Origin of the sequence: Amycolatopsis anabasis (assembly GCF_009765355.1) — a bacterium.
GTDB classification, from domain to species: Bacteria; Actinomycetota; Actinomycetes; order Mycobacteriales; family Pseudonocardiaceae; genus Amycolatopsis; species Amycolatopsis anabasis.
In genome coordinates this window covers 1-24,633 of sequence record NZ_VTHK01000031.1, presented here as the reverse complement: position 1 = coordinate 24,633, position 24,633 = coordinate 1, and the positions used below count along the sequence as shown (strand labels likewise).

Below are 24,633 nucleotides of genomic sequence, written 5' to 3'. Positions count from 1 at the left end.
GTCACCCGAATCCGGTCAGGCGTTCACGTAGCTCCGCAGATGCTTCGCGGTGAGCGTCGAGCCGTCCGCCACGAGTTCGCCCGGGGTGCCGGTGAAGACGATCCGGCCGCCGTCGTGACCCGCGCCCGGGCCCAGGTCGATGATCCAGTCGGCGTGCGCCATCACGGCCTGGTGGTGCTCGATGACGATCACCGTGTTGCCGTCGTCGACCAGCCGGTCGAGCAGGGCCAGCAACTGGTCCACGTCGGCGAGGTGCAGGCCGGTGGTCGGTTCGTCCAGCACGTACGTCGTGCCGCTCTTCGCCATGTGGATGGCGAGTTTGAGCCGCTGCCGTTCACCCCCGGACAACGTGGTGAGCGGCTGGCCGAGGCCGAGGTACCCGAGCCCCACCGCCACCAGCCGGTCCAGGATCGCGCGGGCCTGGCCGGTGGTGAAGAAGTCGCGCGCCTCGGCCACCGGCATGCCCAGGACCTCGCTGATGTTCTTGCCCCGCAACCGGTACGCCAGCACCTCCCGGGTGAACCGCTTCCCCTCGCACTTCTCGCACACCGACGCCACCTCGGCCATCATCGCGAGGTCGGTGTAGATCAGGCCGATGCCCTTGCACGCCGGGCACGCCCCCTCCGAGTTCGCGCTGAACAGGCCGGGCTTCACGCCGTTGGCCTTGGCGAAGGCCGACCGGATCGGGTCGAGCAGGCCGGTGTAGGTGGCCGGATTGCTGCGGCGGGAGCCCCGGATCGCCGACTGGTCGGCGACGATCACCCCGTCCCGATCGCCGAGCGAACCGTGGATCAGGGAACTCTTGCCGGATCCGGCGACCCCGGTGACGACGGTGAGCACGCCGAGGGGAATGTCGACGCTGACGTCCTGGAGGTTGTGCAGGGAGGCGCCGGTGATCGGCAGGTATCCGCGCGGCGAGCGCACCTGCTCGCGCAGCCGCACGCGGTGGTCCAGGTAGCGCCCAGTCAGCGTGCCGGACTCGCGCAACCCGGCCAGATCGCCCGCGAAGCAGATCCGGCCGCCGTTGACACCCGCCCCCGGCCCGAGATCCACCACGTGATCGGCGATCTCGATCGTCTCCGGTTTGTGCTCCACGACGAGCACGGTGTTTCCCTTGTCGCGCAACTGAAGCAGCAAACCATTCATGCGCTGGATGTCATGCGGGTGCAGCCCGACCGTGGGCTCGTCGAAGACATAGGTGATATCGGTCAGGCTCGAGCCGAGGTGCCGGACCATCCGCACCCGCTGGGCCTCCCCGCCGGACAGCGTGCCGGACTCCCGGTCCAGGCTCAGGTAACCGAGGCCGATCTCCACCAGCGAGTCCAACGTCTCGCGCAGGGTGTCCAGCATCGGTCCCACCGAATCGTCCTGGATGCTCCGGACGAACTTCGCCAGATCGTTGATCTGCATGGCCGAGCACTGCGCGATGGTGTGGCCGCCGATCTTGGCCGACCGCGCGGCCTCGTTCAGCCGGGAACCACCGCAGGCCGTGCAGCCGGTGAGCTTGACCGCCCGATCGGCGAACGCGCGGGCCTGCGGCTGCATCGACTCCCGGTCCTTGGTGAGGTAGAGCCGCCGGACCTTGGTGATCAGCCCCTCGTAGGTGAGGTTGTTCGACCCGACCTTGACCTTGGTGGCCGGCTTGTGCAGGAAGTCCTCCCATTCGCCCGCGCTGTACTCCTTCAGCTTCCGATCGGGGTCGAAGAACCCGGAGTGCGCCATCACCTGCCAGTACCACGAGTCCACCGCGAACCCGGGGACCGTGATCGCGCCCTCGTTCAACGACAGCTCCCGATCGACGAGCTGGTCGACGTCGATGTCGATAACCTTGCCCAGGCCCTCGCATTCCGGGCACATGCCTTCGGCCCGGTTGAAGCTGAACGCGAAGGGCGGCCCGACGTGCGGGGTGGCGATCCGGCTGAACAGGATCCGCAGCATGGTGTGGGCGTCGGTGGCCGTGCCCACGGTGGACCGGGCGTTGGCGCCCATCCGTTCCTGCCCGACGATGATCGCCGCGCTCAGATTGCGCAGCGAATCGACGTCCGGCCGGCTCAGGCTCGGCATGAAGCCCTGGATGAACGCGGAATAGGTCTCGTCGATCAACCGCCGCGACTCCGCGGCGATCGTGTCGAAGACGAGCGAAGACTTGCCGGAGCCGGACACCCCGGTGAACACGGTGAGCCGTCGTTTCGGGATGTCGAGGGAAACACCGGTCAGGTTGTTCTCCCTCGCCCCGCGGACCTGGATGACGCCGTGGCTGTCCGCGGCGGTGTGCTCTGCTGATTCGAACAAAAGTCGACCTTCCTCGTCTCATATGGTCCGTTGCAGGGCTTTTTCCCGGCGGGCGGCCACGCTGGAACCGGATTCGCGCCGTGCCATCCTGCGCAGCACCACCGGCGCCAGCAGGAATCCGATGACCGCCCACGCCCCGAGCGCGCCGATCGTCTCCAGGGATCGCCAGGACTCCCCTATTTCCACGCCCGCCAACGCGTCCGGCAGCAAGGCCGACCGCAACCCCAGACCCAGCCAGTAAATCGGGAATGCCTGCGCGATCCACTGTAGCCACTCCGGGAACGCGGAGATCGGGTAGAACACGCCGGAAATCCCGGTCAGCGCCATCATCGGCAACGTCACGATGCTCATGCCCTGCGCGCCGGCGAACAGCGAGCCGACGATCGCCCCGAGCGGCAGGATCGCGAGCAGGCCGAGCGCCAGCACCCACACCAGCGTCAGCCAGGACGACAGGCGGCCCAGTTCCAGCCCGCCGAACAGGAACGCCGCCGGAACCAGCACCACGAGCAGGCTCGCGACGGTGGTCCCGGCCCGGCCGAGCACCTTTCCGGTGAGGTAACCGAGCATGCCGTTCGGGGTCGCCTTCGCGCGCAGCAGCGTGCCGTCCTCCCGGTCCATGGTCAGCGCCATGGCCAGTCCGATGAGCCCGACGAGCACGGCGTTCATCCCGAGGATGCCCGGAACCGCTTGGGAGCCAAGGGAAAAGTCCGTGCCCGGGACGGTGTTGTCCTTCAGGACGTACATCACGATCAACGAGATGGCCGGGAAGTAGAGCGCGGCCCAGATGTCCTGCCCGCTGGTCGCGCTCTGCCGGAACTCGATCCAGCCGCGCTGCAGTCCCGCGCGCAGGGCGACGGCGCCGGGGTTCATACCGCCACCTCCGCCAGATCGTTGAGCGCCTCGGTGCGCCGGCCGGTTTCGAACTCGCGGACCAGGGCGAGGTAGACGTCCTCCAGGCGCGCCCGGCGCACCTCCAGATCGCCGATCGCCTCGCCGTACCTGGCGAACAGTTCCCGCACATAACCGGTGGCGTCCTCGAGGGACCGCACTTCGGGCTCGCCGTCCCGGGTGAACCGGACCTCCGCCCTCCCGGCGGTCCGCCGCGCGAGCTCCGCCGCGCTGCCGTTCGCCACGATCCGGCCGCCCGCCAGGATCACGATCCGGTCGGCGAGCTTCTCCGCCTCGTCCAGATCGTGCGTGGTGAGCAGGATCGTGGTGTCCTCCAGGCCGGACAACCTGCGCACCAGGTCGTGGAATTCCTGCCGGCCCTGCGGATCGAAACCGACGGTGGGCTCGTCCAGGAACAGCAGATCGGGTTTGCCCACGATGCCGATCGCCACATCCAACCTGCGCCGCTGCCCACCGGAGAGCCTGCCGATCGAGGTGTTCGCCTGCTCGCTCAGGCCGACCAGCGACACCAGTTCGTCCGCGTCGTAGGGCCTGCGACGATCCCGTGTGCTGTAGGGCGGGTAGAAGCGACCGAAGTGGTCGAGCAGTTCCCGCACCCGCCATTTCCCGTGATCCCGCCAGGACTGCAGCACGACGCCCAGCCGCGCCCGCCAGGCCTCGTCCCCGCGGTCCGGATCGGTGCCCAGCACACGCACCTCACCCACGGACCGCTTCCGGAAGCCTTCCAGGATCTCGATGGTGGTCGTCTTTCCCGCCCCGTTCGGTCCGAGCAGGGCGAGCACCTCGCCCCGGTGCACGCGGAGATCCACCCCGTGCAGCACATCGGTCGTGCCGTACCGCATCCGCAACCCCCGGGTTTCGATGACCGGTTCGGCTCCGGACGCTCCTCGTTTTCGTTGGTTTTCCGTGAGATCCATGCCTTCAAGTGTTTCATTGAACTGCCCGTGGAAACTTGTGGCGGAAGGAGACTCCACAGGCTGCGTACCTGGACGCAAAACCTTCAAACGGCGGTGAACCCGAGGCGAGGTCGGCAAGGTGGGTCAGGGCGAACGGAAACGTGGTCGCCTGAATCGCGCACGGAAGGGAGGATGGTCATCGGTGGTAATGGAGCAGAGGAACCCGTTGAGCCGGGCTACCCCTCCTTGGGCCGCAGCGGCACGGCGGCCAACTCCGCGCGAGCCGCCGCCATCCGGCGGGTCAGCTCGTCGATTCTCCGCGTCGCCAGGTCGAGGATGTCGGCCTGACCCCGGAGGTAGCTCTTGGCGATGTCGTCCCAGTCCCACCCCGACCGGTCCTTGACATCGTCCGGGTTTTCCTTCCGCTTGGGTTGCACCAGTCCGACGACTGTCTCCCAGAGATGATCCACCGCCAGGGTCGCGATCTTCGCCGGTCCGCCCAGCCACGGTTTGATCTTGTCGAACACCTTCTCCTTCAGCTCACCGAGGACGAAGGTGATGACGAAGGCCAGGACCGCGCTTCCCTCGGCTTCCTTGGGCAGTTTGCTGTCGAAGGTCCGCACGACGTTCCTGGTGGACTCGTCCAGGGCTTCGCGGGTCTTCTTGATGGTCATGGTGTATTCGGCCAGTGCGACGACCAGCGACACGTTGATGATCTCGGCGATCTTGGCGAGGATGTCCGCCGCTTCGGCAGCCAGTCTCCGGAAGGTGTCTCCGTTGCCGCTCTCCCATCCTTCGGTGGGGACGGCCGCGATCTGGTGGTTGTGATCATCGGTGGACCATTTCGCCACCGCCAGCGCCGCCGCGGCGCCCGCGAACAGCGAGTCGGAACGTTCGACCCGCTGCGTCGACACCGCGCTCTGGAAGCCGAAGAACTGGGCGAACTCCCACCGTTCGAGCACCGACTCGTACGGGTAGTAGTGGGCGACGTTCCAGCCGGGAAGCCGGCCGTCCCTGCCGGGCATGGTCGTCGGATCGTGTTCGTTGGGCGGCGGCGGTGTCGTTTCGGTTTTCTGGGTCGGAAGGTTCTGGTCCATCTCGTGCCGGGCCCCCGACTCCTCGATGATGGAACGCGCGCCGATGTGCTCTTCCGGGTGCAGCAGCCACTCGATCCACGAGCCGAGCTCCGGCGCCGTCTTGAGCCGGGGGTTGTCGATGAGGTTGACCTTCGGGTCCCGCAAGTATTCGAGGTACTCGGGGTGCCGCGGTTTGTCGCCCCGGTTCGGCGGTGGTGTCATATCGGCCTCAGTCCAGGTTCTGGAGGAGCTTGTTCAGGATGTCCGCCGCTTCCTGGTCCCGCTGCCGGTAGGCGGCCATCGCCTTACTCCCGGCAGACACGACCGTTTCCAGGTTGCCGGTCGCCAGCGCGAACTTCTCCAGTATTTCCCGGTAGAGCTGGACGGACTCGCGGACGAAGCCCTCGCACGCGCGGTGGAAATCCTGTGGGCCTCCGGAATGCGGCGATGCCTTTCCGGCGAGGTCTTCGAGCCAGCTCGATTTCGTCTGCGGGTCGTGGTCGGTGAGCATCTGCTGCACGGGTTTGAGCAGCTCGAGAGCTGTCTTGACCTTGCCGATGTAGATGTCCACTTCGGTCGTATTGACCGCGAAACCCGGTGCCATGGTAATGAGGGTATCGACGGTCCTTAATGTATTCTTTCGGTATTCTTGAAGTTGATCTTGCGCCGAGGGGCTGCTCAGGCGCCGACGGTTCCGTCGATGCCCTCGCGCAGGAAATCGGCGTGACCGTTGTGCCGGGCGTACTCGTGAATCAGGTGCAGCATCACCAGCCGCAACGAAACGTGCTCGCCCCACCGGGGCTGGTAGCCGGTCACCTCGAGCGAATCCGCCGCCTCCTCGATCCGGCGGGAATGCCCGACCTCCGCCTGCCAGGCGGCGAACGCCTCGGACCGGGTGGCGGTGCTCGCGTCGTAGGCCGCCTGGAAGTCGCCCTCGGCCGACCACACGAGCGGGATGTCCTCGGCGTTGATCACCCGGCGGAACCACGTGCGCTCCACCTCGGCCATATGCCGCACCAGGCCGAGCAAGGACAGCGTCGAAGGCGGCATCGACCTGCGGCGCAGCTCCTCGTCGGAGAGCCCGTCGCATTTCATCGCGAGCGTCGCGCGGTGGAAATCGAGGAAGGCACGCAACATCTCCCGCTCGCCGCCGGTCAGGGGCGGAGCGATTCGTTCGGTGGTCACCGGGAAACTCCTCTTCGGTTGATCACCGAATCGTGCCATCCGGCATGCCACCGGCCCCTGGCTGGTCATTCTCCTCGGCCGGGGGTTCGGGAGCGCGCTCCTCGGGCGGCTCGGGTTCGGCCACCATCCGCGCGGCGAGCAGCCGGTCGAAGCGTGCGTTGAGCTCGGCCAGTTCGGCTCGCGCGTCTCCCAGCCCGGACTCCGCGGTCGCCGCGCGCGCTTCGGCCAGGCGACGCGCGGTGTGTTCCTCCGCGAGCCGGGCCTGGCGGTCGGCGGCCTCGGCTTGGCGGGCCGCGGCTTGCTCCCGTGCTTGTTCGGCGTCCCTGCGGGCGTGCTCGAGCGAGGTCTCGGCGGCCGACACCTGGGAACGTGCGGCATCCAGTCGCTCGCCGCGCAGTGCGTGTTCCGCGGCCAGGTCGCGCAGCTGCGTGCGTGTCTCGGTGAGTTCGCGGACCGTCGCGGAATGGGTTGCGCGCAGTTCGTCGAGCTGCTCCCGCGCGCCGCGGACCGCGGTGGCCAGCTCGTCCCGGTTCGCGGCGGCGGCTGTCGCGGCCGCTTCGGCCGCGCCACGAGCGCGTTCGTGCTCGGCGACCTTCGCCCACGCCTCGCGCTGGTCCTGTTCGGCCGCCGCGACCACTCGCTGGGTGGACGCCTCGAGTTCGGTTCGCGCCGCCCGGTCGTCCCGCGCCTGCGCGAGCGCGCGGTCCCTGGCGCGTTCGGCCTGTTCCGCCCGGTGGATCGCGGCTTCGGCCTCGGCGCGAGCGGTGTTCGCCTGTTCCTCGGCCGCCCGGACCTGAGCCAGCGCACCGCGTTCGGCCTCGGCCAAGCGGGACCTCATCTCGGCCAAGGCGTCCAGGATCGGCGCGGTCGCCGGGCCGAACGCCTCGGCGACCTTGCGCAGCTCGACCAGCGGATCGACCACGATCGCGGTCTGCACCGCCCGGCGAGCCCGCGAGGCGGCATCCGCATGCGCCTTGCAGCAGTACGACGACGGCCGACCACCCTTGCGCCGCCCCTGCTCGTCCACCGCCGGTCCGGGCAACGGGTTGTCGCACCCCTCCAGGGCGCACACCGCCACTTCTTCTGCGTCCGATTCCGGCTCGCTGACCAGGTCGTTTTCCATGCGACCAGCGTACCTTGTTTCGCGTACGCGTTAGTGAAACCAGTTGCGCGTGTCGCGAAACAGTGAAACATACGAGACCGAAGGCACCGTGATAATGCCTCTTATGACGGATAGTGCGGATCGGCGGCGAACGGCACGTACCAGATGACGCCCGAGCAACGGGTCGAGTGGGAGGCGGAGGTGCGTTCGCTCTACGACGGCATGGTCCGGATCGTCGTGACCCCGACGTGGGCGAAGCTGATCGACTTCGAAACGACCCTGCCGAGCGCGGTCGAGGAACTGGCCCGGCAGCGGGACGCGCGGAGTTCTTGGAACTCGCCGAGAAATTTCGCGGCGGGATGTCGAGAACCCGAACGCGGCTCCGTCCCTGGGGCGAACACGGCCAGAATGGGCCGTACCTCACCAAGGAGAACATGATGGCCAAGTACCTGCTGCTCAAGCACTACCGGGGCGCCCCGGCGCCGGTCAACGACGTGCCGATGGACCAGTGGACCCAGGAAGAGATCTCCGCCCACATGCGGTACATGGAGGACTTCGCCGCGCGGCTCGAAGGCACCGGCGAGTACGTCGACAGTCAGGCGCTCTCCCCGGAGGGCACCTGGGTTCGCTACGACGGCGAGGGGCGGCCGCCGGTCACCGACGGCCCGTTCGCGGAGACCAAGGACCTGATCGCCGGCTGGATGGTGATCGACGTCGAGACCTACGAGCGGGCGCTCGAGCTGGCCGGCGAGCTGTCCGCGGCTCCGGGCGCGGGTGGGAAGCCGATCCACGAGTGGCTCGAGGTGCGACCGTTCTACGGCGTGCCCCCGACCATCACGGAGTGACGCACGGTGGACGAGGCCCTGCTGCGGACCCTCACCCCCACGGTGATCGGCATCCTCGTCCGTCGCGGAGCTGACTTCGCGGCGGCCGAGGATGCCGTGCAGGAGGCGCTGATCGAGGCCGTGCGCGGATGGCCGGACGACCAGCCGCGGGACCCCAAGGGATGGCTGGTCACCGTGGCCTGGCGCAAGTTCCTCGACGCCGTGCGCGCCGACAGCTCCCGGCGGCAGCGCGAGGTGCGGGTCGAGGAAGAGCCGGTGCCCGGTCCCGTCGAAGACGTGGACGACACGCTCCAGCTGTACTTCCTGTGCGCGCACCCGTCCCTGACACCGGCGTCGGCCGTCGCGCTCACGCTGCGCGCGGTCGGCGGCCTGACCACGCGGCAGATCGCGCAGGCCTACCTCGTGCCGGAGGCGACCATGGCCCAGCGGATCAGCAGGGCCAAGCGGACCGTCTCGGGCGTCCGGTTCAACCAGCACGGTGACGTCGCCACCGTGCTGCGCGTGCTCTACCTGGTCTTCAACGAGGGCTACTCCGGCGACGTCGACCTCGCCGCCGAGGCGATCCGGCTCACTCGCCAGCTGGCGGCCAAGACCAACCACGAGGAGGTCGCGGGCCTGCTCGCGCTCATGCTGCTCCACCACGCGCGGCGCCCGGCGCGGACCGGCCCCGACGGCAGGCTCGTGCCACTTGCCGAGCAGGACCGCGGCCGGTGGAACACCCGCCTGATCGCCGAGGGCGTCGACGTCCTCCAGACCGCCCTCGCCCGCGACCGCCTGGGTGAGTTCCAGGCCCAGGCCGCCATCGCCGCGCTGCACGCCGACGCGCCAACGGCCGAGGAGACCGACTGGGTGCAGATCGTCGAGTGGTACGACGAACTGGTGCGCCTCACCGACAGCCCGGTGGCCCGCCTCAACCGGGCCGTCGCGATCGGCGAGGCCGACGGCCCGCGGGCCGGGCTGGCCGCCCTGGCGGAGCTGGACCCCGCCCTCCCCCGCCACACCGCCGTCGCGGCGTACCTGCACGAGCGCGACGGTGACCCGGTCACCGCGGCACGGCTCTACGCCGAAGCCGCCCGAGCGGCGCCCAACCTCCCCGAACGCGACCACCTCACACGACAGGCCGCACGGCTCAACGCGCGGCTGCGCGGTTGAGCGCCCGGTCAGCCGCCGACGTAGGCCGCGAGGTGCTCGCCGGTGAGGGTGGAACGGTCGGCGACGAGGTCGGCGGGAGTGCCCTCGAAGACGATCCGGCCACCGTCGTGACCGGCACCGGGACCGAGGTCGATGATCCAGTCGGCGTGTGCCATGACCGCCTGGTGGTGCTCGATGACGATGACCGACTTGCCGGAGTCGACGAGCCGGTCGAGCAGGCCGAGCAACTGCTCGACGTCGGCGAGGTGCAGGCCGGTGGTCGGCTCGTCGAGGATGTAGACGCCGCCCTTTTCCGCCATGTGGGTGGCCAGCTTGAGCCGCTGCCGCTCGCCGCCGGACAGCGTGGTGAGCGGCTGGCCGAGGCTGAGGTAGCCGAGCCCCACCTCGGCGAGCCGGTCGAGGATCTTGTGCGCGGCCGGGGTGTGCGCCTCACCGGCGCCGAAGAACTCCTCGGCCTCGCTGACCGACATCGCGAGCACCTCGCTGATGTCGCGGCCGCCGAGGTGGTATTCCAGCACCGAGGCCTGGTACCGCTTCCCCTCGCATTCGTCGCAGGTGGTGGCGACGCTGGTCATGATCGCCAGGTCGGTGTAGATGACGCCGACGCCGTTGCAGTTGGGGCAGGCGCCCTCGGAGTTGGCGCTGAACAGCGCCGGTTTGACGCCGTTGGCCTTGGCGAACGCCTTGCGAATCGGGTCGAGCAGTCCGGTGTAGGTCGCCGGATTGCTCCGCCGCGACCCGCGAATGGGCGCCTGGTCGACCGACACCACGCCCGCCGAGGCCGGAATCGAGCCGTGCACGAGCGAACTCTTCCCGGAGCCCGCCACACCGGTGACCACGCAGAGCACCCCGAGCGGGATGTCGACGTCGACGTCGCGCAGGTTGTGCGTCGTCGCGCCGCGGATCTCCAGCTTGCCGGTGGGCGTGCGCACCGACTCCTTGAGCGCGGCCCGGTCGTCGAGATGGCGGCCGGTGATGGTGCCGCTGGCCCGCAGCCCCTCGACGGTGCCCTCGAAGCAGACGGTGCCGCCCGCCGTACCGGCGCCGGGGCCGAGGTCGACGACGTGGTCGCCGATCGCGATCGTCTCCGGTTTGTGCTCCACGACGAGCACCGTGTTGCCCTTGTCCCGCAGCCGCATCAGCAGGTTGTTCATCCGCTGGATGTCGTGCGGGTGCAATCCGATGGTGGGCTCGTCGAAGACGTAGGTGACGTCGGTGAGCGAGGAGCCGAGGTGGCGGATCATCTTGACGCGCTGCGCCTCGCCGCCCGACAGCGTGCCCGAGGCCCGGTCGAGCGAGAGGTAGCCCAGCCCGATCTCCACGAGCGAGTCGAGCGTGTGCAGGAGTTTGCCGAGCAGCGGTGCGACGGACTTCTCGCGCAGACCGCGCACCCACTCGGCCAGATCGTCGATCTGCATCGCGCAGGCGTCGGCGATGCTGATCTTCTTGATCTTCGACGACCGGGCCAGCTCGGACAGCCGGGTGCCGTCACACTCGGGGCAGGTGGAGAAGGTGATCGCCCGGTCCACGAACGCCCGGATGTGCGGCTGCAGCGCTTCCCGGTCCTTGGCCAGCATCGACTTCTGGATTCGCGGGATCAACCCCTCGTACCAGACGTTGACGCCGTCGACCTTGATCCTCGTCTGGCTCTTGTAGAGCAGGTCGTTCAGCTCGCGCTTGGTGTACTTGCGGATCGGCTTGTCCGGGTCGTGGAAGCCGGACTTCCGGAAGATGGTGCCGTACCAACTGTCCCCGGTGTAGTTGGGGATCAGCAGCGCACCCTCGTTGAGCGACTTGCTGTCGTCGTAGAGCTGGGTGAGATCGAAGTCGGAGATCCTGCCCGCGCCCTCGCAGCGCGGGCACTGACCGCCGACGATGTTGAAGTCGCGGCGCTCCTTGACGGTCCGGCCGCCGCGTTCGAACTGCACCGCGCCGGCCCCGCTGATCGAGGCGACGTTGAAGGAGAAAGCCTTGGGCGAGCCGATGTGCGGCTTGCCGAGCCGGCTGAAGAGGATGCGCAGCATCGCGTTGGCGTCGGTGGCGGTGCCGACCGTGGAGCGGGCGTCGGCCCCCATCCGCTGCTGGTCGACGATGATCGCGGTCGTCAGCCCTTCGAGGACGTCGACCTCCGGCCGCGCCTGCGTCGGCATGAAGCCCTGCAGGAAGGCGCTGTAGGTCTCGTTGATCATCCGCTGCGACTCCGCGGCGATCGTGCTGAACACCAGCGAACTCTTGCCCGAGCCGGAGACGCCGGTGAACACCGTCAGCCGGCGCTTCGGGATCTCGATGCTGACGTCCTTGAGATTGTTCTCGCGCGCGCCGTGCACGCGGATCAGATCATGGCTGTCGGCAACGTGCGGTGCGGGCGACCGCGTGCCCGTTCTCGGGGCCGTGCTCATCGTCTCTCCATGCTTGTCGGGCGGGGTCGTCTTTCGCGGCCGCGCGGCTCAGCTGACCTCGAAGATGCGGATCATGCTGCCCGCGGGATCGCGGAAGGCGCAGTCGCGCACGCCCCACGGCTGGTCGGTCGGCTCCTGGACGACCTCGGCGCCGCCGGCCTGCAGGTGCTCGAAGGTGCTGTCGAGGTCCTTGGTGGCCAGGTTGATCCCGGCATAGGTGCCTTTGGCCATCATCTCGGCGATGGTGCGGCGCTCGTCGTCGGTGATACCGGGGTCCGCGGCTGGCGGGTTCAGCACGATCGATGTGTCGGGCTGACCCGCGGGGCCGACCGTGATCCAGTGCAACCCGTTGTATTCGACGTCGTTGCGAACCTCGAAGCCGAGGATGTCGCGGTAGAAGGCCAGCGAGGCCTCCGGGTCGTTGTGCGGGAGGAAAGCGTTGTGAATGGTGAGGTCCATGGCGATCACACTAAGTGCGCGTCGAGGACCGCGCTTCTTGATTCCTGATCGGTCTGGTCACCTGTTTCGCGACGCACGGCGGCATCCCCGCCGTCGCACGCGTCGCCTGGCGCCGGTAGGTGCTGGGCGACATCCCGACCAGCTCGGTGAAGCGAGTGCTGAAGGTGCCCAGTGACGAGCAGCCGACCGCGAAGCAGACCTCGGTGACGCTGAGGTCGCCACGACGCAGCAGCGCCATCGCGCGCTCGATCCGCCGCGTCATCAGATAGGAGTACGGTGACTCCCCGTAGGCGAGCCGGAACTGGCGGCTGAGGTGCCCGGCCGACATGTTCACGCCGCGGGCGAGCGCCTCGACGTTCAGCGGTTTGGCGTACTCCCGGTCGATCCGGTCGCGGACGCGGCGCAGCAGAGCGAGGTCGCGCAGGTGGTGCGCCGCGGCGGGTCTGCTGGTCACCCGCGAATCGTGCCACATCGCGCCGACCAGCGGTCGAGCGCTCGCCGCACAATGACGTGGTGACCCCGATCGGTATTCGCCTCGCGGAGGAAAGCCACCTGGCCGCCGTCGCCGAGCTTCGGTGGCGCTGGGAGCTGGAGTACGGGGGACCCCAGGCCGTCCCCCGCGATGACTTCGTGCGTCACTTCGTGGCCTGGGCGCGGGAGAACGCTTCCTCGCACCGGTGCCTGGTCGTGGTCCGCGGTGAGGTGGTCCTCGGCATGGCGTGGTTGGCGATCATCCGGCGAGTGCCGACCCCGCGTGCCCTGGAACGGGCCTCCGGCGACGTGCAAAGCGTGTACGTGGTGCCGGAAGAACGGGATTCCGGGCTCGGCGGCCGGTTGATCAAGGCGATCCTGGAACTCGGGCGCCAGCTCGGCCTCGAGCGGGTGACCGTGCATTCCAGTGACCGGGCGATTCCGGCCTACGCCCGGCACGGGTTCGCGCACTCCCCTCGGCTGCTCCAGGCGAAGGTCGTGCAGACCGATCGGAGACCGCGGGCCACGGGGTGACCGGGCCGGCGGCCTTGAGGGTGCGCAGCACCGGCGCGGTCTCCAGGGTGCGGATCGCGTCGAGGCTGCCCAGCCGGTGGGTGAGGTAGTGGTGCAGGGCGGCGGGATCGGGGCACAGCGCGTGCGCGACCAGGTTGGTGGGGCCGGTGGTGGCGGCGACGAAGGCGAGTTCGTCGTGCCGGGCCAGCGTGGTGGCGACGCGTTCGAGGTGGGCCGGGGTGACGGCCATCCAGAGCAGCGCATGGGTGGTGGCGCCGAAGAACACGTCGTTCAGTTCGACGTCGAAGAAGATCGCCCCGCCGGCCGTGAGTTCGGCGAGGCGGCGCGCGACGGTGGCCGGTGACCAGCCGGTGGCCGCGGCCAGTTCGGCATGGCTCGCCCGGCCGTCGCGCTGGAGCGCGGTCAGCAGGTCGTGGTCGCTTTCGGCCACGACCTGCCGCGGTTTCGCGGCACCGGTCGGCGGCTTCAGGTCGCGTTGCTGGCGGTCGGTCAGCGCGTCGACGTGGGCGCGCCACGTCGTGGGGCCGCCGAGGTAGGTGTGCAGCACGTAGTGGGCGGAGACCGCGGTAATGCTGGCCGTGCGCGGGATGTCGCGCACCAGGAGCGGATGGTTGCCCGCGGCGCCGACCGGGGTGTGGATGACCGTGACGATCTCGGTGCCGCCGGAGGCGAGCTTGACCCACGAGCTGTCGGCCCGGCGGGCCAGGGCGTGCGCCACCTCCTGCGCGGTGTGCGGGCTGACAGTGAGCCGGACCAGCCACCGCGCGCGGCCCGCGCGTTCGGGGTCGGCAAGCCCGACCACCCGCAGCGAAGCCTCGGCCCGCAGGCGCCGGTAGCGGCGGGCCACGGTCTGGGTCGACACCCCGAGCACCGCGGCGATCCGGCTGAACGGCGCCCGCCCGTCCAGGTGCAGCGCGTGGACCAGAGCGCGGTCGAGGTCGTCGAGCATGGACATATTCTGCACGTGAGCCCGATTCGTGGAACAAAACCATCAAGTTCACGCCACGAGTGGAACGGGTTCCCTTCCGTCAGCACGCTCGGTCCCGCACGGGCCACCCGCTCACCGAAACCGGGCCCCGAAAGCCCGGACATCAGAGCGGGGAACGCCGGGCTGTGCTGGAAGGAATGCCCATGTCCCAGGGCTTGTTGGCGCCAACGCCCTACCGCCTGCGCTGGGCCGCGCTGGCGACCTTGCTGGTCGCCGAGGCGATGAACGTGCTCGACGCGACGATCGTGCAGGTCGCGGCGCCGGTGATGCACGCCGAACTGGGCGGCCCCGACTCCGATATCCAATGGTTCAGCGCCGCTTACACGCTGCCGTTCGCGGTGCTGCTGATCACCGGCGGGCGCCTCGGCGACATCGCCGGGCGCAAGCGGGTCTTCCGCGCCGGAATCGCCGGGTTCGTCCTCGCCTCGCTGTGCTGCGCCCTCGCCGGTTCGGCCGGATTCCTGATCGCGGCCCGGGCCGTCCAGGGCGCCGCGGCCGCGATGGTGATCCCGCAGACCATCGGCCTGATCCGCGGCATGTTCAGCGGCGGCGAACTGGCCAAGGCGCTGGGCTGGAACGGACCGGTCGTCGGGCTCGCCGCGGTCTGCGGGCCCGCGCTCGGTGGCCTCCTGACCCACGCCGACCTCCTCGGTTCCTCCTGGCGGGCGGTGTTCCTGGTCAACCTCCCGTTCGGCGTCGCCGTGTTCTGCGCGGCGGCGCTGCTCCGGGAAGACCGCGCCGCCCGGCGGCCCCGGCTCGACCTCGCGGGCACCGCGCTCGCGGTCGTGGGCACCAGCCTGATCGTCTACCCCCTCATCGAGGGCGGCACCGGCTGGACCTGGCCCGCGTTCGCCGCGGGCGGCGCGGTGTTCGTCCTCTTCGGACTCCACCAGCGTCGCCGGGCGCGCGGCGGGCACAGCACGCTGGTCGAGCCGAGCCTGTTCGGCAATCGCGGTTTCCCGGCGGCGCTGGCGAGTTCCACCTTGTTCTTCGCGGTGCTGAACGGGCTGACGACGGTCGTCGTGCTGCAACTCCAGATCGGCCTGCACGCCGATGTCCGGACCGCCGGGCTCACGCTGCTGCCCTGGTCCTGCGGGCTCGCGGTGTCCTCGTGGTTCGCGGGCACCTACCTGGTGCCGCGGTTCGGCCAGCGGATCATGTTCGTCGGGCTCGCCGTTCTGCTGGCCGGTGTCCTGGCCGCCATCGCGGTCTACACCACCGGTTCGGCCACCGCCTTCCCGTGGCCGCTGCTCGCCGCGCTCGCGGTTTGCGGGCTGGGACTCGGCCTGTTCACCGTGCCGTTCTTCACCACCGCGCTGCACCGGGTCCGCCCGCACGAAGCCGGTTCGGCCGCCGGGCTGCTCAACGCCGTCCAGCAGTTCGGCGGCACGCTCGGGGTCGCCCTGCTCGGCAGCGTCTTCTTCCGCACCCTCACCGCGGGCACGGCACTGGACGCCGCGCGGGACGCGTTCTGGGTCGCCGCCGGTCTGCTCGCCGCGACCACCGCCGCCGCGTGGTGGATGTCGGAACCGGAGAATCGGCGTCGACGTTCCGGCTGACAGCATGCCGGAAAACTCGCGGAGGCAGCGGTGAAGTACCTGATCCTGATCCACAGCAACCCCACGTCCCGGGCGGCCTGGGAGGGGCTTTCCCATCAGCAGAAGGTGGAGTCCGGCCGGGCGCATCTCGCCCTGACCGAGGAACTGGCCGCGTCGGGTGAACTGATCGTGTCGGAGGGGCTGGCCGATCAGGCGCTGGCCAAACGCGTCTCGGTGCGGGACGGGAAGGTGCTGCACACCGACGGGCCGTTCGCCGAGGTGAAGGAGTACCTCGCGGGGTTCTACCTGATCGAATGCGACAGCATCGACCGGGCCCTGGAGCACGCCGCGAAGCTGCCCGACGCAGTGCTCAACGAGGTCGAGGTACGCCCGGTCCTGGATCTCAGCGGCCTGGAGATGTGAGCACCGGGGGCCGGGGCGCGACTCACGCCCCGGCCCCCGCCACGGCGGACTCGACCCCGTCGAGGACGACGTTCAGTCCGGCTTCGAACGCCTGCCTCGCCTTCCGCTCCAGGTAGGGCGCGTCCGAATCCGGTTCGGGCCGGGCATCCGCGCCGCCCTCGAGCCAGGAGAAATGCGGAAACCGTTCGGCGAAGTCCGGCGCGACCTCACCCAGCACGGCCGCCCGGGCGAACCACCATTCCTCGTCGGAGACGCCGGTCGCCGTGGGCGCCTGCCGCGATTCCGCGATCGTCTGCGCCGCCCCGCGCACGACCTGGACCACGGTCGCCACGACGGGTCGCAGCTCGTGCGTGGCCAGCCCGGTCCCGCGGAGGATGCGTATCAGGGTCTCCAGGACGCCGAACTCGTTCGGCCCGAGCACCGGTCGCGCCTGCGACACCTGCAGAACCCAGGGATGCCGGAGGCAGAACGCCCAGTAGTCGGCGGCCCAGGAAGTCACCGCCGCCCGCCAGCCCGGTTCGAGGTCGTACTCCGTCGGCAGTTCGGCGAGCGCCCGGTCGTACATCAGGTCGACCAGTTCGCTCTTGCTGGGCACGTAGGTGTAGAGGGCCATCGCGGTCCGCCCGAGCCGTTCGCCCACCGCGCGCATCGACAGGCCCGCCATCCCGTCCGCGTCGGCCACGGCGATTCCCGCGTCCACGATGGCGTCCACGCTCAGCCGGGGCTTGGGACCGGGGGCCGTCCGCGCCGAGTCCGAGCCCCACGCGCGCCACAGCAGTTCCATCGAACGGCGCGCGTCACCCTGCCCCGCGAAGACGACCACGCACAATCCCTTTCATCTCTTTACGCGATAAAGTACCAGCGCTTATCGGCCGCCCGCCTCGCCGGTCCAGATCGGACGGACTTCCACCGCGCCGAACCGGGCGTCGGGGAACCGGGCCGCGAGTTCCGTGGCACGCTCGAAACTCGCGCAGTCGAGCAGGAAGTACCCGGCCAGGTGTTCCTTCGCCTCGGCGTAGGGCCCGTCCGTGGTCGCCGGGACGTCCCCGCGCACCCGCACGGTCCGGGTGCTTTCCGGCGCGGCCAGCGCCTCCCCGCCGATCAGCTCGCCGGACTCGGTGATCTCGTTCATCAGCGCCTCGAACTGCGCGCTCATCTCCGCGCGTGCTGCCTCCGGCATCGCGTGCGCCTCGGGAACCCGCAGGAAACTGGGATGTCCCCAGCCCCGCGGATTGCTGTAGATCAGCACCAGGTACTTCACGGCGTCTCCTCGTCCTCGTGGCGCCCGGAACGGGCGCCGTCAGGCGTTGGTCGGAGCGGAGGCTTCGACTTCGACATCCGCTCGCCTCAGCGGGCGGGCGCCTTGCCGTCGGCGCAGGCGGCGGCGCGCTCGAGCAACAGGGCCCGTTCGCGTTCGTTGCGGGTCAGCGTCGCCGCGCGCTCGAACTCCGCCCGCGCCTCCTCGAGGCGATCGAGCTTGGCGAGGAAGTCACCGCGCACACTGGGCAGCAGGTGGTAGGCCTTGAGCGACGGTTCGGCGAGCAGCTGATCGACCAGCTCGAGACCGGCGGCCGGGCCGAAGGCCATCGACACCGCGACCGCCCGGTTCAGCTCGACGACCGGGGACGGCGTGATCCCGGCGAGCGCCTCGTAGAGCGCGGCGATCCGGATCCAGTTGGTCTCCTCGGCGGTGCGCGCCCGGGCGTGGCAGGCGGCGATCGCGGCCTGCAGGTAGTAGGGCCCGCCGGTGCCGCCGAGTTCCTCGGCCCGGGTGAGCGCGGCGAGACCGCGGCGGATCAGTAGCTGGTCCCAGCGCCCGCGGTCCTGCTCGAGCAGCAGCACGGGTTCCCCGGACGGGCCGATGCGCGCCCGCGAACGCGACGCCTGGATCTCCATCAGCGCGACGAGCCCGTGCGCCTCCGGTTCCTTCGGCATGAGCCCGGTCAGGATCCGGCCGAGGCGCAGCGCCTCCTCGCACAGCGCGGGCCGCATCCAGTCGTCCCCCGCGGTCGCCGAATAGCCCTCGTTGAAGACGAGGTAGAGCACTTCCAGCACCGAGGACAGGCGCTCGGCGAGTTCCGGCCCCTGCGGCACCTCGTAGGGCACCTTCGCCTCGGCGAGGGCGCGTTTGGCGCGGACGATCCGCTGGGCGACCGTCGACTCGGAAACCAGGAAGGCCCGGGCGATCTCCGGGGTGGTCAGGCCGCCGAGCAGGCGCAGGGTGAGCGCGACCCGGGCCTCGGTGGACAGCACCGGATGGCAGGAGGTGAACACCAGCCGCAGCAAATCGTCGCCGAAGTCCTCCTCGAGCACCGCGTCGAAATCGGCCGTGGCCGCGTCTCCCCCGGTTTCCAGGTCACGCCCGATCTCGGTGACCTTGCGGTCGAACCGCTCCTTGCGGCGCAGGTGGTCGATCGCGCGGCGCTTGCCGGTGGCCATGAGCCAGGCGCCCGGGTTCTTCGGCACGCCCGATTCCGGCCACTGCTCGAGCGCGGCGACCAAGGCGTCCTGGGCCAGTTCCTCGGCCAGGCCGACGTCGCGCACCATCCGCGCGAGCCCGGCGATGACCCGGGCCGATTCGATCCGCCAGACCGCCTCGATCGTGCGTTTTGTCTCGGTTGCCGTCACGGCCACCAATCAGAGCACTGTGTCTTCCACCGCGGCAAGGCGGGCCGGGCCACCGTTCGTCGCCGGACGGAAGAATCTTCGTCGCGGTTGTCGATTCGGCCGCCATCCCTTCGACGCGTTGGTAGAGCGCGGGTCAACCGGCCCCGCCCCACGAATCGAAAGGACTCCTGCGATGAGCGAGGCATCCGCCACCACGACCACCACCACCCGCGGCCAGATCTCGACCGCACGGCTGCACCGCGCGGCACTGGCCGCCGTGCGGATCGTCGTGTCGTTCCTGTTCGCGTGCCACGGCGCCCAAGGGCTTTTCGGCGCCTTCGGCGGGGTCGACGGCCAGGGCACGGCCGTGCCGTTCGGGATCTGGCCCGGCTGGTGGGCGAGCGCGATCGAGTTCGCCGGCGGCGTGCTCATCCTGCTCGGCCTGGGCACGCGGCCGCTGGCGGTGCTGTCCTCCGGGGCGATGGCCTACGCCTACTTCGTCGTCCACCAGCCGATGGGCCTGCTCCCGTTGCAGAACATGGGCGAGCAGGCGGCCTTGTTCTGCTGGATCTTCCTGCTGATCGCGGTGCTCGGACCCGGTTCGTTCGCTGTGGACAACCTGCTCCGGCGGAAACGCCGATGAGCGGTTGACCCGGTCAGAAAACAGATCCAGACAAGAAGTTACCTCGGTTGAACACTGCGTTAGCATGCCGGACGTGAGCGAACAGGGCCTGCGGGAACGCAAGAAGCAACGGACGCACCGGGCGATCTCGGACGCGGCGATCCGGCTGTTCCTGGAGTCCGGGTTCGACAAGGTCTCGGTCGCCGAGATCGCGGCGGCCGCCGAGGTGTCGAAGCCGACGCTGTTCAAGTACTTCCCCACCAAGGAAGACCTGGTCCTGCACCGGTTCGCGGACCACTCCGAGGAGGCCGCGACCGTGGTGCGGGAACGACCCGCCCGCCAGCCGCCCCTGGGCGCGCTGCGCGGGCATTTCGTCGCGGGACTGCGCGCACGCGACCCGATCACCGGGCTCAGCGACGACCCCGAGGTGCTGGCGTTCAGCCGGCTGCTCTACGGGACGCCGAGCCTGGTCGCGCGGTTGTCGCAGTTCACCGACCGCTCCACGCTCGCGCTCGCGGACGCCCTGCGCGAGGCGACCGGCACCGGCCCGGAGGATCTCACCGCGCTGCTCGCCGCGGGGCAGATCATCACGGTCCAGCGGCTGCTGGCGCTGGAGAACTACCGCCGGATCGCCTCCGGCCAGAGCAGCGACGAGCGCTACCCCGCCGCGATCGCCGACGCGAACCGGGCGTTCGCCCTGCTGCGCTCGGGGCTCGGCTCGTTCTGCGGCTGACCTAGGCCCGGTAGAGCCGCAGGAACGTTCGCACCCCGTTCGTGACGATCCGCTCGACCTCGCCCTCGGGCAGCGGGATCGCCCCGAAGAACGACCGCTGGTTCACGTCGGTGATGGTGAGCAGGTTGAAGTGGTTCGCGGCCTCGTCGGCGTCCTCGATCACCAGCAGGCCCCGCTCGGCGATCCGGCTCAGGTAGGGCGCGAGCCGGAGGTGCGCGGTGAGCGGTCCCGCCTCCTTCCAGGCCGCCAGCACCTTGGCCGGGATCCGCGGCGCCTCCGCCTGGATGGTCCGGACCAGTGCGAAATGGTCCGGACGGGCGGACACCGCGGCCACCCGGTCCAGGCCGAAGGCGACGAGATCCGCCTCGAGATCGACGATCTTGCGCAGATGCCGGTCCATGATCTCGGCGATCGTCTCGGTGACCTCGGTGGCGCCTTCCAGGGCGACCGAGAGGAACAGGTTCTCCTTGTCGGTGAAGTGGTTGTAGATGGTGCGTTTGGACACTCCGGCCTCGGCCGCGATCGCGTCGACGCTGGCACGGGTGTAGCCCTCGCGGCCGAACACGCGGCGGGCGGCCACCGTGATCGCGCGGCGCTTCTCCGGCATTCCGTACGGCGCGGCTGGGGACAGCACGTCCGGTTCGGCCATGGGCGTCCTCTCGCCGGTGCTTGCACTGCTCGGCGCAGCCTAACTTTCCCGCTCTCGCGTACCTGCCAGGCCAGGTTACACCAATCAGTGTTGCGGTAACACTAGTCGGTGTAGTTTCATCGTTGCACTCACCGGTTTACCCCCAGTTCTTCGAGGAGAGACGATGACCCGCTCGCTCGACCGCCCGGCGGCGCCCCGGCTCGCCATCCCCGAACGCGCGCGGCCTCGGGAGGTCCCCGGGTGGTGGCTGGCGTTGCTGGCCGCCCCGCTCGCGACCGGCTCGAACAGCCTCGCGCTCGTCCTCCCCCGCGTCGCCGGCGACCTCGGCGCCGGGGTGGGCACCGCGACCTGGCTGGTCACCACGTTCGGCTGGGCGGTCGCGATCGGGACCCCGCTGATGGCGGGGCTGGTCCGCCGCCGCGGCCTGCGCGTCACCCTGCTGTTCGGCGCGCTGCTGGTCACCGCCGGAGCGCTCCTCGCCGGCTTGGCCGCCACGTTGCCGTTGCTGTTGCTCGGCCGCGCGTTCCAGGCGATCGGCGGCGCGGGACTGGTCACCGTCGCGATGAACCTCGCGGGCTCGACCAGGCGGATGGGCCTGATCACCGCGAGCTTCGGCGCCTGCGGAGCCGTCGGGCCCCTCGCCGGATCCCTGGTGGCCGACGCGGCGTCCTGGCACCTGTCCCTGGCGCTCTCCGCGGTGAGCCTGCTCGCGGTGCCCGCGGTCACCCGGTTCCTGCCCGCGGCGATTCCCGGCAAACCGGTGGGGCGCTTCGATTCCTCCGGCGCCCTGCTGCTGGTGGCCCTGGCCAGTGCGCTGGTCTTCGTGCCGCGCTTCCCACCGGCGGCCGCCGCCGCGGTCCTCGCCGCCGCCCTGCTCGCGTTCCGGATCCGGGCCCGGCCGGACGGTTTCGTCCCCGCGTCCGTGGTGCGGGAACCCGCCTTCCTGCTCGCCGCCGGTATCGCCTGCGCACTGTCCACTTCGTACTTCGCGCTGCTGTATGCCGCGCCTGCCCTGATGAAGCACGATCTCGGCTGGACCACCGGACAGGTCGGGGTCGCGCAGCTGGTCGCCCTGCTCGCCGGTTCGGGGCTGTCCCTGGGGTTGTCGGCCATCTCCGCCCGGATGAGCCGGCCGGTGCTGCTCACCGTGCTGATCGGCCTGGGCGCGCTGGCGGCGCTGATCGCCGCGACCGGGCCGTGGCCGTTCCTGCTGCTGGCCGTGCCCGCCCTCGCGGTGTTCGCCGCCTCGGCGGGACAGGCGACGCTCGCGGTGTCGGCCACCGCCGCGGTGCCCGGCGAACACCGGCCGACCGCGATCGGCCTGTTCAACCTGTGCTATCAGCTCGGCGGCGCGTTCGGACCCGCCATCGCCGCGTTGCTTGCGCTGGGTTGAGCCGTGGCGCTGGGATACTGCCCGCATGACCGAGCTGAGCAGGACACCCGCGGGCGCCGCGGCGCCCGCGACGCGGGAGCAGGACCTCGCCGAGGCCGTCGCCCTGCTCCCGGCGCTGCCCCCGGCCGACCCGCTCGACCGGTACGCGATCCGGCACGTGACCGTGCTCTGGCTGGCCGCGGACAAGAGCGAACACACCAGGCGCGCTTACTACGCCGATCTGGCCGCCTGGCTGAGCTGGTGCGATCGGACCGGGCTCGATCCGCTCGCGGCCCGGCGCGCGGACGTCGACGCCTGGAAGGCCACGCTCACCGTCACCGGCCGGGACGGGCTGCCCCGGCCCGCGGCACCGTCCACAGTGGCCCGCACGCTCGCCGGGGTGTCCAGCTGGTACCGCTACCTGCAGTCCAACGACGTGGCCGACCGGAATCCGATCGGCGCGGTCACCCGGCCCAAGCGGGCCAAGGTGTCCCCGTTGCCCGCCCTGGACGAGAACGCGACGGCCACGCTGCTCGACCACGCCGAAACGCGGGCCCGGCGCAACGACACCGAGGCTTCCTGGCGGGACGCCGCCCTGATCGCGTTGCTGTTCTACACCGGGCTGCGGGTTTCCGGCATCACCGGCGCCACGGTGGACGATCTGGACACCGATTCCGGCCACCGCATCCTGCGCTACACCGGTAAAGGCGGGCAGCGCGACTTCGTCCCCCTGGTCGCGCCCGCGCTCCGGCCCCTGGACCGCTACCTGCGGGTGCGGGCGCGGCGGGAACCGATGCCCACCGGCCCCCTGCTGGCGACCACCCCGCATCCGCACGATCGGTCGAAGCCGGGCGGGAAACCGTTGCGGCAGCGGGATGTCTGGCAGACCCTGCGTAAGCTGGCCGAGGCCGCGGGAATCGCGGGCGCGGCGCACATCAGCCCGCACACCGCCCGGCGCACCACCGGCACGCTCCTGCTCGCCCACGACGTGCCGGTGCAGAAGGTGCAGGACCTGCTCGGCCACGCCGACATCCGCACCACCCGCGACCGGTACGACGCCCATCGCCACAAGCTGGACAGCTCCCCGGTGCACGTGCTCGCCCAGTTGCTCGCCGAACACCGGGATTAGCGTGCGCCTCGCGCGGTCAGCCGACCACCTTGTCCAGGAACCCGGCCAGATTGGCCTTGGTTCGCTCGATCTTCTCCGCCGGCGTGAGCGATTCGTGCAGCCGCGCGCCGAATCCGGCGTCCTTCTTCCCGCGCAAGTAGAGCGAGCAGGCCAGATCGGTGCAGAGGTAGGAACCCACCGAGTTGCCCTGCTGCCCGGTCCGCCCGCCTTTGCGCGCGGTCATCAACGAGACGCCGTCGCCGGAGTGCGTGGTCAGGCACAGGGAGCACATGGTGCGCCGGGCCTGCCCGGTGTGCGGGGCGGCCAGGCGCAGCGCCACCCCGACGAGCCCGTCGCCGGATTCGGCCACCAGGTAGGCCCGCTGCGGCGAGGCCGGGTCCCGCCACCCGAGGAAGTCCAGGTCGTCCCACCGGCGCGCGGCCAGGTCCCGGGGCACGGCCAGGCGTTTGGCCTCCCCCTTGGTGCAATTGACGAATGACGCGCGGATCTCGCGCTCGGTGACTGGTCGCATGGGTGGGACGCTAAACTGCCTAGGGGTATTAGGCAAATGGTTAAGTGCTCTAGCTGGAAGAAGGGTGACCTATGGCACGCGCGGGGCTGACCGCCGAACGCCTGACGCGGGCGGCGGCGGAGCTGGCCGATGAAGTCGGCTTCGAGAACGTGACCGTCTCCGCGCTCGCGCGCCGGTTCGCCGTCAAGGACGCGAGCCTGTACTCCCACATCAAGAACGCGCAGGACCTGCGGGCCAGGGTGGCGGTGCTGGCCCTGGCCGAACTCGCCGACCGGGTCGCCGCCGCACTGGCCGGCCGCGCGGGCAAGGACGCGCTGGTGGCCTTCGCGAACGCCTACCGCGACTACGCGAAGGAGCATCCCGGCCGGTACGCCGCGACGCAGTTCGAACTCGACCCGGAGACCGCGGCCACCAGCGCGGCGAGCCGGCACGCGGAGATGACCCGGGCGATACTCCGCGGCTACGCACTGTCCGAACCGGGCCAGACGGACGCCGTCCGGTTCATGCACAGCATCTTCCACGGCTACGTGAGCCTGGAGGTGGCGTTCCGGTTCCGCTACCAGCCGCGCGACGTGGACACCTCGTGGACCAGGGCGCTCGACGCCCTCGACAGCGCCCTCCGGAACTGGCCCCCGGCCTGACCACCGCTGGACGAGTGTTCCGACCGGCCGACCGGTTCTATTTGATGCGTAACTCAATTATGGCGTGGTCGTTGGTTATGGTGTGAAGGTGACTGTGGTC

The 24,633-nt window shown here is 70.1% G+C and carries 25 protein-coding genes and 2 pseudogenes; 11 read left to right on the top strand and 16 right to left on the bottom strand.

Annotated elements, in window-relative coordinates; all coding sequences use genetic code 11:
* Positions 1 to 15: 15 nt before the first annotated feature.
* The 7 genes from FXO23_RS32680 to FXO23_RS32650 form a co-directional block, all read right to left on the bottom strand.
* Complete coding sequence (locus FXO23_RS32680; RefSeq protein WP_158889399.1) at positions 16 to 2,292, bottom strand: ATP-binding cassette domain-containing protein; 2,277 nt, start codon at positions 2,290 to 2,292, stop codon at positions 16 to 18.
* A gap of 18 nt (positions 2,293 to 2,310) precedes the next feature.
* Positions 2,311 to 3,162, bottom strand: a complete 852-nt coding sequence (locus tag FXO23_RS32675; RefSeq protein ID WP_158889397.1) for an ABC transporter permease — start codon at positions 3,160 to 3,162, stop codon at positions 2,311 to 2,313.
* On the bottom strand, positions 3,159 to 4,118 hold the full coding sequence (locus FXO23_RS32670) for an ABC transporter ATP-binding protein (RefSeq protein WP_158889396.1): 960 nt from the start codon (positions 4,116 to 4,118) through the stop codon (positions 3,159 to 3,161). The genes FXO23_RS32675 and FXO23_RS32670 overlap by 4 nt, the downstream gene beginning before the upstream one ends.
* A 215-nt stretch (positions 4,119 to 4,333) precedes the next feature.
* Positions 4,334 to 5,395, bottom strand: coding sequence for a hypothetical protein (locus FXO23_RS32665; protein ID WP_158889394.1), 1,062 nt, complete (start codon positions 5,393 to 5,395; stop codon positions 4,334 to 4,336).
* 7 nt (positions 5,396 to 5,402) lie between these two features.
* The gene (locus tag FXO23_RS32660; RefSeq protein WP_158889391.1) at positions 5,403 to 5,777 is read right to left on the bottom strand and encodes a hypothetical protein; all 375 of its coding nucleotides are present in this window, start codon (positions 5,775 to 5,777) and stop codon (positions 5,403 to 5,405) included.
* A 74-nt stretch (positions 5,778 to 5,851) separates the two neighbouring features.
* Positions 5,852 to 6,358, bottom strand: coding sequence for a DinB family protein (locus tag FXO23_RS32655; protein ID WP_158889389.1), 507 nt, complete (start codon positions 6,356 to 6,358; stop codon positions 5,852 to 5,854).
* Positions 6,359 to 6,380: 22 nt separating this feature from the next.
* Entirely contained in the window at positions 6,381 to 7,481 is a 1,101-nt protein-coding gene (locus FXO23_RS32650) for a coiled-coil domain-containing protein (protein WP_158889387.1), read from the bottom strand.
* Between the two features lie 129 nt (positions 7,482 to 7,610).
* On the opposite strand from FXO23_RS32650, the pseudogene FXO23_RS51845 reads away from it, so the two are divergent.
* The 3 genes and pseudogenes from FXO23_RS51845 to FXO23_RS32635 form a co-directional block, all read left to right on the top strand.
* Positions 7,611 to 7,784 (top strand): annotated as a pseudogene (locus FXO23_RS51845) (pyridoxamine 5'-phosphate oxidase family protein); the annotation flags it as partial.
* Between the two features lie 113 nt (positions 7,785 to 7,897).
* Complete coding sequence (locus tag FXO23_RS32640; RefSeq protein WP_158889585.1) at positions 7,898 to 8,305, top strand: YciI family protein; 408 nt, start codon at positions 7,898 to 7,900, stop codon at positions 8,303 to 8,305.
* A gap of 6 nt (positions 8,306 to 8,311) precedes the next feature.
* A complete protein-coding gene (locus tag FXO23_RS32635) occupies positions 8,312 to 9,457 on the top strand; it encodes an RNA polymerase sigma factor (protein WP_158889385.1) in 1,146 nt (381 codons plus the stop codon).
* Between the two features lie 8 nt (positions 9,458 to 9,465).
* On the opposite strand, the gene FXO23_RS32630 is transcribed toward FXO23_RS32635, so the two are convergent.
* Genes FXO23_RS32630 through FXO23_RS32620 form a run of 3 tightly spaced genes read right to left on the bottom strand, consistent with a single transcriptional unit; the run spans position 9,466 to position 12,787 of the window.
* Complete coding sequence (locus FXO23_RS32630; RefSeq protein ID WP_158889383.1) at positions 9,466 to 11,856, bottom strand: ATP-binding cassette domain-containing protein; 2,391 nt, start codon at positions 11,854 to 11,856, stop codon at positions 9,466 to 9,468.
* Positions 11,857 to 11,904: 48 nt separating this feature from the next.
* Positions 11,905 to 12,315 (bottom strand): VOC family protein, encoded by a 411-nt coding sequence (locus FXO23_RS32625; protein WP_179956945.1) that lies wholly within the window; start codon positions 12,313 to 12,315, stop codon positions 11,905 to 11,907.
* A gap of 10 nt (positions 12,316 to 12,325) precedes the next feature.
* Entirely contained in the window at positions 12,326 to 12,787 is a 462-nt protein-coding gene (locus FXO23_RS32620; RefSeq protein ID WP_218952210.1) for a helix-turn-helix transcriptional regulator, read from the bottom strand.
* A 41-nt stretch (positions 12,788 to 12,828) separates the two neighbouring features.
* On the opposite strand from FXO23_RS32620, the gene FXO23_RS32615 reads away from it, so the two are divergent.
* Entirely contained in the window at positions 12,829 to 13,320 is a 492-nt protein-coding gene (locus FXO23_RS32615) for a GNAT family N-acetyltransferase (RefSeq protein WP_158889377.1), read from the top strand.
* Positions 13,321 to 13,327: 7 nt separating this feature from the next.
* On the opposite strand, the pseudogene FXO23_RS32610 reads toward FXO23_RS32615, so the two are convergent.
* Positions 13,328 to 14,275: pseudogene (locus FXO23_RS32610) on the bottom strand (Lrp/AsnC family transcriptional regulator); the annotation flags it as partial.
* A 176-nt stretch (positions 14,276 to 14,451) separates the two neighbouring features.
* Here FXO23_RS32610 and FXO23_RS32605 point away from each other — a divergent pair.
* Complete coding sequence (locus FXO23_RS32605; protein ID WP_179956944.1) at positions 14,452 to 15,867, top strand: MFS transporter; 1,416 nt, start codon at positions 14,452 to 14,454, stop codon at positions 15,865 to 15,867.
* 30 nt (positions 15,868 to 15,897) lie between these two features.
* Positions 15,898 to 16,269, top strand: a complete 372-nt coding sequence (locus tag FXO23_RS32600; RefSeq protein WP_158889375.1) for a YciI family protein — start codon at positions 15,898 to 15,900, stop codon at positions 16,267 to 16,269.
* A 22-nt stretch (positions 16,270 to 16,291) separates the two neighbouring features.
* Here FXO23_RS32600 and FXO23_RS32595 read toward each other — a convergent pair whose 3' ends face one another.
* The 3 genes from FXO23_RS32595 to FXO23_RS32585 all read right to left on the bottom strand — a co-directional run bounded on the left by FXO23_RS32595 (position 16,292) and on the right by FXO23_RS32585 (position 18,906).
* On the bottom strand, positions 16,292 to 17,092 hold the full coding sequence (locus FXO23_RS32595; protein ID WP_158889373.1) for a TetR/AcrR family transcriptional regulator: 801 nt from the start codon (positions 17,090 to 17,092) through the stop codon (positions 16,292 to 16,294).
* A 42-nt stretch (positions 17,093 to 17,134) separates the two neighbouring features.
* On the bottom strand, positions 17,135 to 17,530 hold the full coding sequence (locus FXO23_RS32590; RefSeq protein ID WP_158889371.1) for a YciI family protein: 396 nt from the start codon (positions 17,528 to 17,530) through the stop codon (positions 17,135 to 17,137).
* Between the two features lie 86 nt (positions 17,531 to 17,616).
* On the bottom strand, positions 17,617 to 18,906 hold the full coding sequence (locus FXO23_RS32585; RefSeq protein WP_218952209.1) for an RNA polymerase sigma factor: 1,290 nt from the start codon (positions 18,904 to 18,906) through the stop codon (positions 17,617 to 17,619).
* 163 nt (positions 18,907 to 19,069) lie between these two features.
* Here FXO23_RS32585 and FXO23_RS32580 point away from each other — a divergent pair, with 163 nt between their 5' ends.
* Together FXO23_RS32580 and FXO23_RS32575 are read left to right on the top strand one after the other, a co-directional pair.
* Positions 19,070 to 19,519, top strand: a complete 450-nt coding sequence (locus FXO23_RS32580) for a DoxX family protein (protein ID WP_158889367.1) — start codon at positions 19,070 to 19,072, stop codon at positions 19,517 to 19,519.
* A gap of 64 nt (positions 19,520 to 19,583) precedes the next feature.
* Complete coding sequence (locus tag FXO23_RS32575; protein ID WP_158889365.1) at positions 19,584 to 20,231, top strand: TetR/AcrR family transcriptional regulator; 648 nt, start codon at positions 19,584 to 19,586, stop codon at positions 20,229 to 20,231.
* Position 20,232: 1 nt separating this feature from the next.
* Here FXO23_RS32575 and FXO23_RS52345 read toward each other — a convergent pair whose 3' ends face one another.
* The gene (locus FXO23_RS52345; protein ID WP_218952208.1) at positions 20,233 to 20,880 is read right to left on the bottom strand and encodes a TetR/AcrR family transcriptional regulator; all 648 of its coding nucleotides are present in this window, start codon (positions 20,878 to 20,880) and stop codon (positions 20,233 to 20,235) included.
* Between the two features lie 163 nt (positions 20,881 to 21,043).
* On the opposite strand from FXO23_RS52345, the gene FXO23_RS32565 reads away from it, so the two are divergent.
* Positions 21,044 to 22,273: an MFS transporter gene (locus FXO23_RS32565; protein ID WP_158889363.1), complete on the top strand. Its 1,230-nt coding sequence runs from the start codon at positions 21,044 to 21,046 to the stop codon at positions 22,271 to 22,273.
* 25 nt (positions 22,274 to 22,298) lie between these two features.
* The gene (locus FXO23_RS32560; protein WP_158889361.1) at positions 22,299 to 23,381 is read left to right on the top strand and encodes a tyrosine-type recombinase/integrase; all 1,083 of its coding nucleotides are present in this window, start codon (positions 22,299 to 22,301) and stop codon (positions 23,379 to 23,381) included.
* 16 nt (positions 23,382 to 23,397) lie between these two features.
* On the opposite strand, the gene FXO23_RS32555 is transcribed toward FXO23_RS32560, so the two are convergent.
* Positions 23,398 to 23,892 carry an FBP domain-containing protein gene (locus tag FXO23_RS32555; RefSeq protein WP_158889359.1) on the bottom strand — a complete coding sequence of 165 codons (495 nt, stop codon included), beginning with the start codon at positions 23,890 to 23,892 and terminating at the stop codon, positions 23,398 to 23,400.
* A 71-nt stretch (positions 23,893 to 23,963) separates the two neighbouring features.
* Here FXO23_RS32555 and FXO23_RS32550 point away from each other — a divergent pair, with 71 nt between their 5' ends.
* The gene (locus tag FXO23_RS32550; RefSeq protein ID WP_158889357.1) at positions 23,964 to 24,533 is read left to right on the top strand and encodes a TetR/AcrR family transcriptional regulator; all 570 of its coding nucleotides are present in this window, start codon (positions 23,964 to 23,966) and stop codon (positions 24,531 to 24,533) included.
* Positions 24,534 to 24,633: the final 100 nt, after the last annotated feature.

Excerpts from the sequence above, each read along its gene's own strand:
- FXO23_RS32550 (WP_158889357.1), top strand. The coding sequence starts at position 23,964 with ATGGCACGCGCGGGGCTGACCGCCGAACGCCTGACGCGGGCGGCGGCG.
- FXO23_RS32555 (WP_158889359.1), bottom strand. The coding sequence starts at position 23,892 with ATGCGACCAGTCACCGAGCGCGAGATCCGCGCGTCATTCGTCAATTGC.
- FXO23_RS32625 (WP_179956945.1), bottom strand. The coding sequence starts at position 12,315 with ATGGACCTCACCATTCACAACGCTTTCCTCCCGCACAACGACCCGGAG.
- FXO23_RS32650 (WP_158889387.1), bottom strand. The coding sequence starts at position 7,481 with ATGGAAAACGACCTGGTCAGCGAGCCGGAATCGGACGCAGAAGAAGTG.
- FXO23_RS32630 (WP_158889383.1), bottom strand. The coding sequence starts at position 11,856 with ATGAGCACGGCCCCGAGAACGGGCACGCGGTCGCCCGCACCGCACGTT.
- FXO23_RS32580 (WP_158889367.1), top strand. The coding sequence starts at position 19,070 with ATGAGCGAGGCATCCGCCACCACGACCACCACCACCCGCGGCCAGATC.
- FXO23_RS32620 (WP_218952210.1), bottom strand. The coding sequence starts at position 12,787 with ATGTGGCACGATTCGCGGGTGACCAGCAGACCCGCCGCGGCGCACCAC.
- FXO23_RS32605 (WP_179956944.1), top strand. The coding sequence starts at position 14,452 with ATGTCCCAGGGCTTGTTGGCGCCAACGCCCTACCGCCTGCGCTGGGCC.
- FXO23_RS32640 (WP_158889585.1), top strand. The coding sequence starts at position 7,898 with ATGGCCAAGTACCTGCTGCTCAAGCACTACCGGGGCGCCCCGGCGCCG.
- FXO23_RS32660 (WP_158889391.1), bottom strand. The coding sequence starts at position 5,777 with ATGGCACCGGGTTTCGCGGTCAATACGACCGAAGTGGACATCTACATC.
- FXO23_RS32670 (WP_158889396.1), bottom strand. The coding sequence starts at position 4,118 with ATGGATCTCACGGAAAACCAACGAAAACGAGGAGCGTCCGGAGCCGAA.
- FXO23_RS32575 (WP_158889365.1), top strand. The coding sequence starts at position 19,584 with ATGCCGGACGTGAGCGAACAGGGCCTGCGGGAACGCAAGAAGCAACGG.
- FXO23_RS32675 (WP_158889397.1), bottom strand. The coding sequence starts at position 3,162 with ATGAACCCCGGCGCCGTCGCCCTGCGCGCGGGACTGCAGCGCGGCTGG.
- FXO23_RS32665 (WP_158889394.1), bottom strand. The coding sequence starts at position 5,395 with ATGACACCACCGCCGAACCGGGGCGACAAACCGCGGCACCCCGAGTAC.
- FXO23_RS52345 (WP_218952208.1), bottom strand. The coding sequence starts at position 20,880 with ATGGCCGAACCGGACGTGCTGTCCCCAGCCGCGCCGTACGGAATGCCG.
- FXO23_RS32565 (WP_158889363.1), top strand. The coding sequence starts at position 21,044 with ATGACCCGCTCGCTCGACCGCCCGGCGGCGCCCCGGCTCGCCATCCCC.
- FXO23_RS32560 (WP_158889361.1), top strand. The coding sequence starts at position 22,299 with ATGACCGAGCTGAGCAGGACACCCGCGGGCGCCGCGGCGCCCGCGACG.